13 protein-coding genes are annotated in these 13997 nt (G+C 38.3%); 12 read left to right on the top strand and 1 reads right to left on the bottom strand.

The features are described 5' to 3' along the window. The 4 genes from J3U71_RS06510 to J3U71_RS06495 are packed head-to-tail and all read left to right on the top strand — an operon-like array spanning window position 1 to window position 4235. Window positions 1-867 (top strand): polyprenyl synthetase family protein, encoded by an 867-nt coding sequence (locus tag J3U71_RS06510; protein WP_267393251.1) that lies wholly within the window; start codon window positions 1-3, stop codon window positions 865-867. Beyond that, entirely contained in the window at window positions 868-1680 is an 813-nt protein-coding gene (locus J3U71_RS06505; RefSeq protein WP_267393249.1) for a TlyA family RNA methyltransferase, read from the top strand. A gap of 9 nt (window positions 1681-1689) precedes the next feature. Then, complete coding sequence (recN, locus tag J3U71_RS06500; RefSeq protein ID WP_267393247.1) at window positions 1690-3375, top strand: DNA repair protein RecN; 1686 nt, start codon at window positions 1690-1692, stop codon at window positions 3373-3375. Then, window positions 3372-4235 (top strand): GNAT family N-acetyltransferase, encoded by an 864-nt coding sequence (locus tag J3U71_RS06495; RefSeq protein ID WP_267393245.1) that lies wholly within the window; start codon window positions 3372-3374, stop codon window positions 4233-4235. The genes recN and J3U71_RS06495 overlap by 4 nt, the downstream gene beginning before the upstream one ends. Before the next feature lie 86 nt (window positions 4236-4321). Here the strand turns inward: J3U71_RS06495 and J3U71_RS06490 are convergent, their stop codons facing one another. Next, entirely contained in the window at window positions 4322-4597 is a 276-nt protein-coding gene (locus tag J3U71_RS06490; RefSeq protein ID WP_220268136.1) for a hypothetical protein, read from the bottom strand. A gap of 209 nt (window positions 4598-4806) precedes the next feature. Between J3U71_RS06490 and gmk the strand changes: the two genes are divergently transcribed. From gmk to rsgA, 8 genes are all read left to right on the top strand, one after another. Then, window positions 4807-5421, top strand: coding sequence for a guanylate kinase (gene gmk, locus J3U71_RS06485; RefSeq protein WP_220268135.1), 615 nt, complete (start codon window positions 4807-4809; stop codon window positions 5419-5421). Window position 5422: 1 nt separating this feature from the next. Beyond that, window positions 5423-5641, top strand: a complete 219-nt coding sequence (gene rpoZ / locus J3U71_RS06480) for a DNA-directed RNA polymerase subunit omega (RefSeq protein ID WP_103751808.1) — start codon at window positions 5423-5425, stop codon at window positions 5639-5641. 63 nt (window positions 5642-5704) lie between these two features. Next, complete coding sequence (gene priA, locus J3U71_RS06475; protein WP_267393240.1) at window positions 5705-8104, top strand: primosomal protein N'; 2400 nt, start codon at window positions 5705-5707, stop codon at window positions 8102-8104. A 15-nt stretch (window positions 8105-8119) separates the two neighbouring features. Then, window positions 8120-9061, top strand: coding sequence for a methionyl-tRNA formyltransferase (fmt, locus tag J3U71_RS06470; protein WP_267393238.1), 942 nt, complete (start codon window positions 8120-8122; stop codon window positions 9059-9061). Further along, window positions 9051-10373 (top strand): 16S rRNA (cytosine(967)-C(5))-methyltransferase RsmB, encoded by a 1323-nt coding sequence (rsmB, locus tag J3U71_RS06465; RefSeq protein WP_267393235.1) that lies wholly within the window; start codon window positions 9051-9053, stop codon window positions 10371-10373. Before fmt ends, rsmB begins: the two co-directional genes overlap by 11 nt. 4 nt (window positions 10374-10377) lie before the next feature. Further along, window positions 10378-11124 (top strand): Stp1/IreP family PP2C-type Ser/Thr phosphatase, encoded by a 747-nt coding sequence (locus J3U71_RS06460; protein ID WP_220219827.1) that lies wholly within the window; start codon window positions 10378-10380, stop codon window positions 11122-11124. Continuing rightward, window positions 11124-13106, top strand: a complete 1983-nt coding sequence (pknB, locus tag J3U71_RS06455; RefSeq protein WP_267393233.1) for a Stk1 family PASTA domain-containing Ser/Thr kinase — start codon at window positions 11124-11126, stop codon at window positions 13104-13106. Before J3U71_RS06460 ends, pknB begins: the two co-directional genes overlap by 1 nt. Beyond that, window positions 13103-13996 (top strand): ribosome small subunit-dependent GTPase A, encoded by an 894-nt coding sequence (gene rsgA / locus J3U71_RS06450; protein WP_267393231.1) that lies wholly within the window; start codon window positions 13103-13105, stop codon window positions 13994-13996. The genes pknB and rsgA overlap by 4 nt, the downstream gene beginning before the upstream one ends. Window position 13997 lies beyond the last annotated feature (1 nt).

Raw genomic sequence — 13997 nt, 5'->3', positions numbered from 1 at the left:
ATGAACTTTACAGAATTTAAAAACAAATGGACAAGTGTCATTGATGAGTATTTAGCTACCCATTTAAAAGAAGATATTGATGACAAGCAAATTAGTCAAATTATGTCTTATTCGGTAATGGCTGGTGGAAAGAGATTACGGCCACTGCTTTTTTTGGCAACAATTAATTCCTTAGGTAAAGAAATTGGACCAAAGGAGATACAGATCAGTTGCGGAATCGAATTAATTCATACATACTCATTGATTCATGACGATCTTCCAGCCATGGATAATGACGATTATCGTCGTGGTATGCTTACTAGTCACCGCAAATGGGGTGAAGCTGAAGCTATCTTAGCTGGGGATGCACTGCTACCTTTGGGCATTCAATGGATTGCTGAAGGAAGCAATTCAATTGTATTAGTTAAAATTATTACCGCTGCAATTGGCGCTAATGGCATGGTTGGTGGTCAATATTTGGATATCGATTCAACTAATAACCAAGCTGTTGCTGATAATGAACAACTGATTGATCGGATGGAATGGCTTAAGACCGGATGCTTAATCGAAGCTTGTGTTGAAATGGGCGCTGTCTACGCTGAAGCTGATGAGCAAAGCAAAGCCAAATTACTGGCCTTTGCAAAAGATTTTGGTCGTTCATATCAAATTTATGATGACCTGGTAGATATTACTGAAACAAGTCAAGAAGCAGGTAAAAAGACACATAAAGATCAAGAAAGTGGCAAAAATAACACTTTGACAGTTTTAGGAGTTGAAAAAAGCCGCCAAGAATTATTACGTTTAACCATTCATGCTAAGTCAACATTGGTTGGATTAAATGGCCTAATTTTAGCTGGTTTTCTTGATTTATACCAAAAGGTGCTTTAAATGACAAAAGAGAGAGCAGATATTTTACTGACCAAGCAGGGACTTTTTCATTCACGAAATCAGGCACAGCGCGCAATCATGGCTGGCCTAATTTCAGATCATAATCACCAACGAATTGATAAAAGCGGGACTAGTTTTCCTATCGATGAAAAATTTTACCTTAAAGATTCTGGCAAAAAATACGTATCCCGTGGTGGTTTTAAGCTCGAAAAAGCACTAAAATCTTTCAAGATTGATCTAACTGATAAAATATGTTTGGATATTGGTGCTTCAACTGGTGGCTTTACCGATGTGGCGTTAAAAAATCATGCCAAACTAGTGTATGCACTTGATGTTGGCTATAATCAGCTTGCTTGGCAATTACGGGATGATCAACGTGTGGTTGTAATGGAAAAGCAAAATTTCCGTTATAGTAAACCAGAAGATTTTACTCTTGGGTTGCCTGACTTTGCAATGACTGATGTATCCTTTATCTCGCTGGATTTAATCATGCCCCCAATGTATCAGATTCTAAAAAATGGCTGCGATGCTGTTTGCTTGATTAAGCCGCAATTTGAAGCGGGTCCCGAAAACGTTGGTAAGCATGGCATTGTCCATGATCATGCTGTGCACTGCGCTGTTATTGAACACACAGTAGTAAAAGCACGTGAGATTGGTTTTAATGTTTTAGATGTTGATTATTCCCCCATCAAAGGTGGTAAGGGAAATATCGAATTTCTGATTCATTTGCAAAAAAACGAGGCAAATGGTGGCAAGTGCTTGTGGACGCAAACACCTGAAGACGTTGTTAGACGGGCAATTTCTGAATTGTAGGAGAAGACAATGTTAGTTGAGCTGGATATTAAGAATTTTGCTATTATTAAAGCGTTAAAAGTTCGTTTTCAAGAACACATGACGGTTTTAATTGGTGAAACTGGTGCAGGTAAATCAATTATTATTGACGCTGTTTCATTGCTAATGGGTGGCCGTGGGCAAAAAGAAATGGTTCGAAGCGGTGAAAAAAAGGCTGTAGTAACGGGTCTTTTTGAAATTGGGGAAGACTCTCAAAAAATAACCAATTTATGTAAAAAATACGGTTTACCCGATTCAGATGGTCAACTGGTTATTAGTCGTGAGTTAGCAGTTAAGGGCAGAAATGTTGTTCGAATTAACGGACAGTTGACGACCATTAACGTGTTACGTGAGCTTGGTAACTACCTTGTTGATATTCATGGTCAAAATGATCAACAAATTTTAATGGACCAGGATCGTCAAATTGATTTAGTCGATAATTATGCTTCGGATGAATTTAAAGACCAGCTAAAGCAGTATCAAGATGAGTTTGCAACTTGGCAAAAATTAACGGACCGGTTAAACCACTTAAAAAGTGATGCACAAGAACTAGCCCAAAAGCAGGATATCTTAACCTTTCAAAATGAGGAGTTATCTTCAGCAAATTTGACTGATCCTAACGAAGACGAACAGCTGGAAGAAGAATATAACGAGCTTAACAATTATCAAAAAATTGTTGATACTGCTAATTATTTGATGCAGCTTTATGATGATGAAGAACATGGGATTGAAACCTTAGTTGGCAACGCGCAACAAGCAGCTAATGATTTGACTACGTATGGTAGTAAATTTAAAGACATTGCTAAGACGATTGATGATGGTGTTTATGCATTGAGTGATGCCCGCAGTGAGCTTTCAAATGTCTTGGATGAAATGGACTTTGATGAAGAAAGATTCCAGTACGTAACCAATCGGTTGGACTTGCTTAATTCATTGAAGAAAAAATACGGACCGAGTTTACAAGATGTTTTTGCTTTTTATGAAAAAGTCAAAAAAGAATTAGGTCAATATCAAACGGGCGGTTTAGACGAAGAAAAGCTGCAAAAAAGTGTTACTGTAATAGAGCAAAAATTGACCGAAAGAGCTGATAAATTGCACCAAGCTCGTGAAAAGGTGGCCCGTTCACTTGAAGAAAAGATAAAGCAGGAATTAGCAGACCTGTATATGGCTAAAGCGCGGTTTGCAATTGCTATTTCACCAACCAAGACTTTTACTAAAAAGGGAACGGATGAAGTTGTCTTTTTAATTGCACCTAATCCCGGAGAAGATTTGTTACCGTTAGTTAAAATAGTTTCTGGTGGTGAACAATCACGTTTGATCTTAGCACTTAAAGCTATTTTTAGCCGTGTAGAACCTGTAGGCACAATGATATTTGACGAAATTGATACGGGTGTTTCTGGTCGGGTTTCGGCTGCTATTGGTGAAAAATTGCATTCAATTGGTGAACACAAGCAAGTGATTGCGATTACGCACTCCCCGCAAGTAGCGGCCGCCAGTGACCAAAAATATCTGGTAGCTAAACAAGTTAAGGATGGCGCAACTTATACGCAAATTGGGCCACTGACACAAGAAGAAACTGTAACTGCAATTGCGGAAATGATGGCTGGAAGCGATGTTACCCAAGCGGCGAAGCAAAATGCGAAAGACCTAATGAGGAGTTTTAAAAAGAAAAAATGAAATACTTTGAAAAGGTAACTCTTAATGAAGCCGAAATTTTACTTGCCCAAAAGCTAACCGCCAGTGTACGTGCAGAAGACAGCACATATAATGAAATTTATTTAAGTAACCAATATAATTATTTTTCCGACATGCCAACATTTGTCTATGCGCTTGATAATGGCAAGATGGTTGGATTGACAATGTTATATGCTGATGAAAAGCCCACTGAAGAAGTTGAAGTGCACGTGGAAGTCTGTCCTAGATATCGCCGGCAAGGTATTGCAATGGAAATGATAAAGCGGGCAGAAAAAATCATGAATAAATATGGTTATTTTGACTATTGTTTTGTTTCTGAAAAACCATTTATTGATAAAAATCCGGATTTTTTAAAGAATATGAACTTAAAAATTGATGATCATGATTACCACATGGAAACTACCAATCCAAAGTCAATCGATAAAGAAGATATGCTCAATCAAGTTTTGGCAGTTCGTGAAATGACCAAAAGTGATATCAAAACGGTTGTTGACTTATATTGCCAAGCATTTGACAAAAGCAATGAATCGTCAACGAAATATGTTACTGAAGGCTTTAAAGATAAAGAAAAAATCAATTTTGTGTTAACTGATCATACCAAGGTTGTTGGCTACTGCGCTATTGATCCTGGCTCATTTGATTATTTCTTTGGTCTGTTTGTTGCTAAGGACTTTTGCGGTCACGGTTATGCCACATTTTTTATTAAGAAAATGATGGCAATTAGGCAGAAAAAAGGTTCAAGAAGATTTGTTCTTGATGTGGAACCGGACAATCAAGCTGCAATTCATGCTTATCAAAATGCAGGTTTTCAAATTAAAAGTGAAACTTTCTATTTAAATTAAGAAGATAAAACAACGAAAAGCCCAAGAGCTTATGTAAATTCTTGAGCTTTTTTAGTGTTTAATATTTATAGTTAAATTAACAGACTTTAGTCTAAATCAACTCTGAAAATATTGTCCAGGTCGATTACTTTGAGCAATTTACAGTCAGCCGATCTTAAAACGAACCTGCCGGCCGAAACCTGTTTAGTAATCTGGCCAATTTCGCTACTGCCATCTTGATAGCTGATTAAAGCATAGGCGCGATGCAATAAGGCATATTGTAAAGAAGATAATATTTCACTGTGAAACTGATTATAGATACTCAGTCTGTCGTCGTCATAATCAAATAAGTAATGATAGATTTTCTTAAGTGAGTTTTTCATCAAATTAACCCTCAGTAAGTTTCGAACATCTGTTTGACTATTTATATTATAAGAACATTTGTTTTGAAAAACAAGCTTTTTATTTAAAGTTTTTTGTTTAAGAGTGTAAACTTGTGCTCAAAGTATAATACATCAATAATGATCGAACTTGAAAAACTTGCGCATTTAGTGCAAACTAAACATATTAGCTTTTTATAGGGGAGTATGGCATGGCAGAAAAAGGTTTGTTACTTGTCCTTTCGGGTCCTTCAGGAGTTGGAAAAGGTACCGTTAAAAGTGCAATTGTAAAAAATAAGGTTTTTCCTTTCGAATATTCGGTTTCGATGACTACGAGGAAGCCGCGACCAGGTGAAGTTGATGGTCGAGATTATTATTTTGTTAGTGAAGAGCAATTTCAGGAAGCTATTAACCAAGGGAAGCTTTTAGAATATAATAATTACGTAAATCATTTTTACGGTACACCGCTTGATCCTGTTCAAAAGATGTTGAATGAAGGTAAGGATGTCTTACTGGAAATTGACGTTAATGGTGCTCAAAAGGTGCGAGAAAAAATGCCGGATGGTGTTTTTATCTTCTTGACACCACCTGATTTGCACACTTTACACTTGCGTTTAGAAAATCGTGGAACAGAATCTGAAGATGTCATTATGGGTCGAATTAAGCAGGCACGTAATGAAATCTTAGTTATGCAAGATTATGATTATGCAGTTGTAAATGATACTGTTGCTAACGCCGTTGATCATATCAAGGCAATTGTTGATGCAGAACACGTTAGCGTTAAAAGAGTAATTGATACCTATCGTAAGATGGTCAGGGAGGATTAAAATGAGAGTTACATACCCATCAATTGATAAATTATTGGCACAAGTTGATTCACGCTATTCTTTATCTGTACTTGCTGCCAAGCGAGCACATGAGTTAGAGGCTGGCGAGCCAGAGGCATTAAAAGAATACAAATCACAAAAGCCAGTTGGTAAAGCCCTTGAAGAGATTGAAGCCGGCAAAGTTACCGTCGATTCAAGTCATCGTGAGGTTAATCAGTAATCGGTTAAATTATATGACCTCCATCCCAATGAGATGGAGGTCATTTTTACTAAAGGTGATTTAATGATTGCGCAAATAATTGTAGATATTGCGGCAAAGCAAACAGACCGCATTTTTGAATATCATGTTCCAGATGAACTAGATGAAGTTGAAATTGGTTCTCGCGTTTTTGTTCCGTTCGGTTCACGCAAGTTGCAGGGCTTTGTTGTAGGGTTAAGTGAAAAAAGTCAATATCAAGGTCAGCTGAAAGATTTACTTTTAGTAGTGGATGAAATGCCGCCGTTAACAAATGAACTAGTGGACTTATCTAAGGCACTAGCAAAGCGAGTATTTTCTTATCGCATTTCAATTTTAAAAACCATGCTTCCGCGAGTGATGCGGGCAAATTACCGTAAAGTATTAACACCGGTTTCTGATCAAGCAAAGGCGTTACCCTTTTTTCAAGGTGATCCGATTGATTTAACTAAAGTTACTGATAATCGTGAAATTGCGTATATCCGTAAACTTCTTCGCAATGATGAGGCCAAGGTTGAATACATCGTTGAAAATCGTGCAAAAGTAAAAACGGAAAACGTTTATTCGCTACCGTTAGCGCAAAAAGATTATCTTGCTTTTTATGAAGAACTCAGAAGTAACGCGGTTAAACAAAAACAGCTGCTTACGTTTGTGATTCAGCATTATGATGAGTTTCCGTTGAAACAAACTTTGATAGAAAAACAGGCTGAAATTAACACGGCGACTCTTACTAGTGCTGTGAACAAAGGATGGTTACGTAAAGATCAGGCAGAAATATACCGTGATCCCCTAGCTGGTTTTGCAACACCTACTAAAAACCATCATCAAGTTGTATTAAATGATAAACAAACAGCTGCTTTAGCTCAAATCACCCCTGCCATTGAAAACAAAAAAGCACAAACCTTTTTGTTGGAAGGAATTACTGGCAGTGGGAAAACCGAAGTCTATCTTAATGCGATTAGTAAAACCCTTGCTCTCGGTAAAAATGCCTTGATGCTGGTACCGGAAATTTCATTAACTCCCCAAATGGTTGAACAAGTTAAAGATCGCTTTGGAGATCAAATTGCCGTCTTGCATAGTGGGTTATCAGAAGGTGAATTGTACGATGAGTGGCGCCGAATTCGCCGCGGAGAAGTTCGCGTAGTTGTTGGCGCACGCAGTGCCGTTTTTGCACCATTAACGAATATCGGGTTAATTGTAATTGATGAAGAACATGAATCTTCTTATAAGCAAGAGGATAATCCGCGCTATCATGCCCGTGATGTTGCAATTTGGCGTAGCAAGTATAATTCCTGTCCGTTAGTGTTAGGCAGTGCAACGCCTTCTCTTTCGAGTCGTGCGCGAGCACAAAAGGGTGTTTATCAGTTATTATTATTACCGCAGCGGGCAAATAATAAAAAACTGCCTGAAGTTCATTTAGTAGATCTTAAGCAAGCTGATTTTGCAGGAAATCAGCTAGATTTGTCTGTCCAATTAGTGAAAGCAATTGAGGATAGATTAGCTAGGCATGAGCAAATAATTTTAATGCTTAATCGCCGCGGTTTTGCTAATTTTATGCTCTGCCGCGAATGTGGTTATGTTATGAAATGTCCCAACTGTGACCTCTCGTTAACGATGCATAAAGATACGCACCAAATGCAGTGTCATTATTGTGGCTACTCGACTTCAATTCCGCGTGAGTGCCCTAATTGTAAAAGCAGCAGAATTCGGTTTCTTGGAACAGGTACGCAAAAGGTGCTGGAAGAATTGAATGAACTTCTGCCCGAAGCCAAAGTATTGCGAATGGATGTGGATACTACAAGACGCAAGGGTGCTTATAAAAAAATCTTGGATGCGTTTGGTAATCATGAAGCAGATATATTGCTGGGAACGCAAATGATCGCAAAGGGGCTTGATTTTCCAAATGTTACCTTAGTAGGCGTGGTAAATGCGGACACAGGATTATGGGTCCCAGATTATAACGCTTCTGAGCGCACTTTTGAATTGCTCACACAAGTTGCTGGACGTGCTGGACGTGCTGAAAAAACGGGCGAAGTCATTATTCAAACTTTTAATCCAGATCACTATGCTATTAAACTAGCTAAAAAACAGGATTATGAGCATTTTTATGCGTATGAAATGCGGGTTAGGCATGCTGGTAACTATCCCCCGTATTTTTACACGGTTTTGATTTCAGTCGCATCTAAAAATGAGCAAAATGCTGCGCGCGAAGCCTTTAGGATAAAAAAGCAACTTCAGAGTCATCTGCATTCGGAAACAATCATTTTAGGTCCAACTCCAAGTGCAATTTCTCGTCTAAAAAACCAATATTACTATCAAATACTGGTAAAATATAAAAAAGAGGACAATTTGAACAATTTGTTGCACCAAATTCAAGATTCTGCACAAAAAGTTAAAAAATATGGTTTAAATATCTATATCGATAATGAACCTGAACGCATAATGTAAAGGGGAAATTTATAAATGACATCAGTAATTTTTATGGGGACACCTGAATTTTCAGTTCCAATCTTAAAGGGACTAGTTGCAAATGACTATGAAATTAAGGGCGTTGTTACTCAACCTGATAAAAAGGTTGGTCGCAAGCAAACACTGACCAAGACGCCAGTAAAAGTTGCCGCTGAAAGTTTGGGACTACCAATTTTCCAACCAGTAAAACTTTCCCGCTCACCTGAAGTGGAAGAACTAATTCAAATGCACGCTGATTTAATTGTTACTGCTGCTTACGGTCAATTTTTGCCTACCAAGTTTTTAAATTCGGTTAAAATTGCGGCTGTTAATGTTCACGGTTCGCTTTTACCAAAATACCGTGGTGGAGCACCAATTCAGTACTCATTAATAAACGGTGATACCAAAACCGGAATAACTATCATGGAAATGGTAAAAGAGATGGATGCTGGTGACATTTATGCCCAAGAAGCCATCAAAATTGCGGATAATGACACAACTGGCAGTATTTTTGCTAAGTTGTCGATTGTTGGTCGTGATTTATTACTGCAAACTTTGCCGCAGATAATTGCTGATCCGTCTAAAAAAACACCACAAGATGCAAGTAAAGTGGTTTTTTCACCTAATATTAGTAAAGCCCAGGAAGAAATCAAACTCACTATGACCGCAGCGCAGGCTAATAACCTGATTCGTGGACTTAATCCCGATCCAGGTGCTTACATACTTGTTGATGGTAAACGACTAAAAGTCTGGCAGGCTGCTGTTAGTTCTACCACAACTGATTTACCGGTGGGCTCCTTGGTTGCAAACAATAATTGTTTTGCGATTAGTATGGCTCAGAAAACAGTTTTGGAACTTAAAGAGATTCAGCCAGCGGGCAAGAAGAGAATGGATGTCAAAAGCTTTTTAAACGGACAAGGTGGTAAATTTAAAGTAGGAGATCAAATTGCTAAATAAAAGTGCGCGAGCAGTTGCATTAGAAACTTTAATTCGTATTTTGTGTGATGGTTCGTACTCCAATATCAGTTTAAATAATAATTTGCGATCAACGAATCTATCACAAGCTGATCGTAATTTTGCCACAAGACTAGTTTATGGTACGGTTCAATATAAAATCTTTTTGGATTATCAAATACAGGATTTAATTAAAACTAAACTTAAGGAAGAGTATCTGAAGCCGTTACTTCTAATGTCGGGTTATCAGCTCATTTTTATGGATAAAGTTCCTGATCGTGCCGTTTTAAACGAGGCGAATTTGCTAGCAAAGAAATTTGGCAAAAAAAATTCGACTGGATACAAAATCGTTAACGGTATCTTGCGTTCGTTAATTCGCAGAGGGACTGTTTTACCTGAAAAAAATAATTTAGTCCATTATTTAAGTGTAAAAGAGAGCACGCCTAAATGGTTAGTAGAATATCTGATTAGTCACTGGGGTGAAAAGCGCGCTGGCAGCATTTTAGCCAGCATTAATGAAAACGCAAAGAATACAGTGCGCGTTTCTAGGTTAGCTAATCCTGATGAGGTATTTTCTGAATTAACAGAACTTGATTTTGCACCACAAAGATCACAATTATCTGATGATGTCTTTGTTCTTAGTCGAGGTGGTATCGTAAATTCTACTTTGTTCAAGAAAGGCGAATTGACAGTTCAGGATGAAGCTGCTAGTTTGGCTGTAAGTGCATTTGACTTTATTGGTGATGAGAATGTTCTTGATGCATGTAGTGCACCGGGTGGTAAAACCGTTCAAATAGCTGAAAAAATACCTACTGGTCAAGTAATCGCCTTGGATATCCATGAAAATAAGCTTCGCTTAGTTCGTCAAAACGCGACACGAATGAATGTAATTGATCGCGTAAAAACGATGGCAATGGATGCTCGTAAAGCAGATGAATCTTTTGACCAACAACAATTTGATAAAATTTTAGTTGATGCGCCATGTTCCGGCTTAGGCTTGTTAAGACGAAAACCGGAAATTAGGTATAATAAACATCCAGCTGATTTAAAACAATTACAGCAAATTCAGTTGAATATTCTTGACCATGTGTCTAAGCTATTAAATGAAAGTGGTGAATTGGTTTATTCAACTTGTACGATTGCTACTGAAGAAGATGAAGAAGTAGTCGAGAAATTTTTAGAGCAGCATTCTAAATATCGGTTACAGTCTTTTAAAACAGGTAATCTTGAAGCTCCAAATGGGATGCTTAAAATTTTACCTGATAGTTATAATAGTGACGGCTTTTTCATTGCCAAGTTTGTGATGCGAGGTTAAAGTTTTGATAAAAACAGCATTTGCTTCCAGTATTGGTCGGATACGGAAAAGTAATCAAGATTTTGTTCAAGTTTTTGAAAATAAAAGTAATGTAACAATGGCGATTGTCTGTGATGGCATGGGTGGCCACCAAGGTGGGGATGTTGCCTCAACGATGGCTGTCAGTCATCTCGGACATAGTTTTAGCATGACTGATTTTAACGATTGTGTTAGTGCGCATAAATGGCTGGATGTGCAATTGAGCTCTGAAAATGAAACAATCTTGCGCACCGCTGATCGCTTTCCTGATCTAAATGGAATGGGGACAACAATTGTTTTAGCAATTGTATTCGATCACCAAGCCCTGATTGCTCATTTAGGTGACTCAAGGGCTTATGGCTATTCTGATGGTCAATTTACACAATTAGTAGAAGATCACTCACTAGTTAATGAATTAGTGAAAATGGGTCAGATTACCAAGCAACAAGCAAAAAATCACCCACAAAAAAATATCATTACGCAATCACTAGGTGTTTCCAGTACGGTTGACCCTGAGTTTTGTCAAATCGATTTAAAGGATAATGACCTGATATTATTGTGTACTGATGGTTTGACCAATTCCTTAAGCGATCCGCAAATTCAACAAATTTTGGCTACTAAGGGCTTATCGCTTAAAGACCGTTGTCATAAATTAATTAATGAGGCTAATCGTTTAGGTGGTGGAGACAATATCACAGTTTGCCTAGTGCTAAATGAAGGCGGTGATGACTAGTGATCAATAAAGGATATTTATTAGGTGACCGTTATCGCATCCTTGATACGCTGGGTGAAGGTGGAATGGCTAATGTTTATTTAGCAGAAGACATCATTTTGCAGCGCAAAGTAGCAGTTAAAATCTTAAGGTTGGATTTGCAAAAAGAACCGCAGACATTGGCTCGTTTTCAGCGTGAAGCCCTTGCGACTAGTGAACTAAGTCATCCAAATATTGTCATGGTTCTCGATGTCGGTACTGATCAGGGATTACCTTATATGGTAATGGAATACGTTGATGGCCCGGACTTAAAGGACTATATATTACAAAATTCGCCCCTAGATTTGCATGATGTTATCCGAATTATGGATCAAATTTTAAGTGCGATGGCATTGGCTCATAAGCATAATGTGATTCACCGTGACTTAAAGCCGCAAAATATCCTCATGGATAAAAGGGGAAATATTAAAATAGCGGATTTTGGGATTGCTGTAGCCCTGAATCAAAATTCAATTACCCAAACTAATTCTGCTCTTGGTTCTGTTCATTATATGTCGCCCGAGCAGACTCGTGGCGGCTTAATTACTAAGCAGTCTGATATTTATTCTTTAGGTATTATTCTTTACGAATTAATAACCGGTTCGGTTCCATTCAACGGGGATTCGGCAGTCGCGATTGCACTTAAGCATGCCCAGGAGCCAATTCCTTCTATTAAGGAAAAAGATGCAAATGTGCCTCAGGCACTTGAAAACGTTGTGCTAAAAGCAACAGCCAAAGACCCGCGTGACCGGTATGCTTCTGCTAGGGAAATGCAATCAGACCTTGATACTAGTTTAGATCCAGCCCGCGCAGATGAACCCGTTTTTGAACCGACTCATGGTGTCAATGACGATGAAACTATTATTTTGCCTAATTTCAATGCTAAGTCTAAGCCAAAGTCAACTGAGCAAAAGGTTGAAGATGAGATTGAGCAAAATGAAGAAAAAGAATTACCTAAAAAGACAAACTTCTTTCAAGCATTGCGCAATCACAAATGGTGGTGGCTATTTGTTGGCTTGGCAGCAATTTTAGTAGTCGTCTTAATGTTTTTTGTTGTTACTAATAATAGTCGCAATGATATTAGAATTCCAGATGTGACTAATTTATCGGAAGACCGTGCCCGGCAACAAATTGAAAATGTCGGTCTCAAAGTGGGACAAATTAAGCACCGAAATTCTAACAGTATCAAACGCGGGAAAGTTATTCGAACTTCTCCAAGCGCAGGAAAAAGTTTGAAGAAAGGTCGCTTCGTTGATATTTATGTGTCAGACGGGGCGGGAATGGTCCGTGTACCTGATGTAACCGGAGAGGCATATGAAAGAGCCGTCTATAAGTTAGAAAAAATGGGCTTTGACGTTATTCGCGAAAATCAATTCTCTGATAATGTTCCCGTCAACCACGTAATTTCGCAAAGTATTGCGGCAGATGTTGAAGTAAAACCGGCAAGGACAACAATTACGTTAGTTGTCTCTAAAGGTAGAGATGACAATGATCGGCGCAAGAGTGTAAAATTACTTAACTTTAAAAATTATTCTCTTAAGGCCGTCCAAGAATTCGCTCATAAACATGAATTGATTTTGCAAGTAACACCAACGTATTCTAAACGGGTGAAAAAGGGGAATATCATTTCGATGAGTCCATCTGCTGGCACAGAGGTTCCTAGAGGAAGTACGATTGTTGTGAGTGTTTCGGAAGGGCCTAAGGCTGAAAGAGACTCTACGGTTATTAAGACGTTTACGATTACCTATGAAGACGATGATGACGATGACTCATCAAACAAGCGCGGCAATCACGTTCAGATTTATATTGCGGATGATAATCATTCGATTGATAATATTTATCGTGATTTATACATTAAGCGGGATGTTAATTTCTCAATTCCATTTTTGCTGAAGAACCATTCTGGTGAATTACGAGTTGTTCGCGATGGACAAACCATCCTGAATGAAAAGGTGACTAAATGACAAAGCAGACTGAAGGAATAATTATTGGCTTAATTGCCGGTTTTTATGATGTTCAAACTAAGGATCAAGTTGTGCGGACACGAGCACGCGGACTTTTTCGGAAAACCAAAATGAAGCCTGTTGTGGGTGATCGCGTCAAAATTCAAATAGATGAGGAGGGAATAAGTTACTTAGTCGAAGTTTTACCACGAACGAATCTGGTCGGTCGTCCGGCTCTTGCGAATGTTGATCACGTTTTATTGGTAATGTCGGCAGTTGAGCCTGATTTTTCCTTGCAGCTGCTTGATCGCTATTTAACCTTTTTCTCTTGGCAAAAAGTGGCAGTTAGCATTTATCTTTCAAAAAGTGACCTGATCGATGCAAACAGGTTTACTGAGATTAGTAAAAGTTTAGCTTACTATGTCAAAATCGGTTACCCTGTTTACTACAAATGGGAAGATTTGGCTGCTAAGTTACCCTTAGCCATTACTTCTGCGCAAATCTGGACACTGGCTGGACAATCAGGTGCCGGGAAATCCACCCTAATTAATCACCTGAAAAAAGACCTTAAACAGAAAACAGGAGCAATTTCTACTAGCTTGAATCGGGGCAAGCATACGACTAGAACTGTCCAGTTGTTTAAATTGGGTGAGGGCTTTTTGGCTGATACTCCGGGATTTTCCGCGCTTGATTTTACGCCGATTAAAATTAATGAATTATGCAACTATTTTGTTGAATTTAAAAAGGCAAGTGCTAAATGCAAGTTTAGGGGCTGTCAGCATTTAAAAGAGCCTAAATGTGAAGTGAAAAAATTAGTAGAAGAAAAACAATTTTTGCAAAGTCGTTATGATGATTACCTATTAATGCGGTCAGAAATTGAAAATGGTCGCATTCCTGAGTATTTGAAGTAAG

The sequence above is a fragment of the Lactobacillus sp. B4015 genome (assembly GCF_026536055.1).
Taxonomy (GTDB): Bacteria; Bacillota; Bacilli; order Lactobacillales; family Lactobacillaceae; genus Lactobacillus; species Lactobacillus panisapium.
Note: the sequence above shows the minus strand (reverse complement) of the source record. Positions and strands in the feature narration are given on the sequence as shown.

Coding starts and splice junctions, on each gene's coding strand:
- J3U71_RS06510 (WP_267393251.1), top strand. CDS start 1: ATGAACTTTACAGAATTTAAAAACAAATGGACAAGTGTCATTGATGAG.
- J3U71_RS06505 (WP_267393249.1), top strand. CDS start 868: ATGACAAAAGAGAGAGCAGATATTTTACTGACCAAGCAGGGACTTTTT.
- recN (WP_267393247.1), top strand. CDS start 1,690: ATGTTAGTTGAGCTGGATATTAAGAATTTTGCTATTATTAAAGCGTTA.
- J3U71_RS06495 (WP_267393245.1), top strand. CDS start 3,372: ATGAAATACTTTGAAAAGGTAACTCTTAATGAAGCCGAAATTTTACTT.
- J3U71_RS06490 (WP_220268136.1), bottom strand. CDS start 4,597: ATGAAAAACTCACTTAAGAAAATCTATCATTACTTATTTGATTATGAC.
- gmk (WP_220268135.1), top strand. CDS start 4,807: ATGGCAGAAAAAGGTTTGTTACTTGTCCTTTCGGGTCCTTCAGGAGTT.
- rpoZ (WP_103751808.1), top strand. CDS start 5,423: ATGAGAGTTACATACCCATCAATTGATAAATTATTGGCACAAGTTGAT.
- priA (WP_267393240.1), top strand. CDS start 5,705: ATGATTGCGCAAATAATTGTAGATATTGCGGCAAAGCAAACAGACCGC.
- fmt (WP_267393238.1), top strand. CDS start 8,120: ATGACATCAGTAATTTTTATGGGGACACCTGAATTTTCAGTTCCAATC.
- rsgA (WP_267393231.1), top strand. CDS start 13,103: ATGACAAAGCAGACTGAAGGAATAATTATTGGCTTAATTGCCGGTTTT.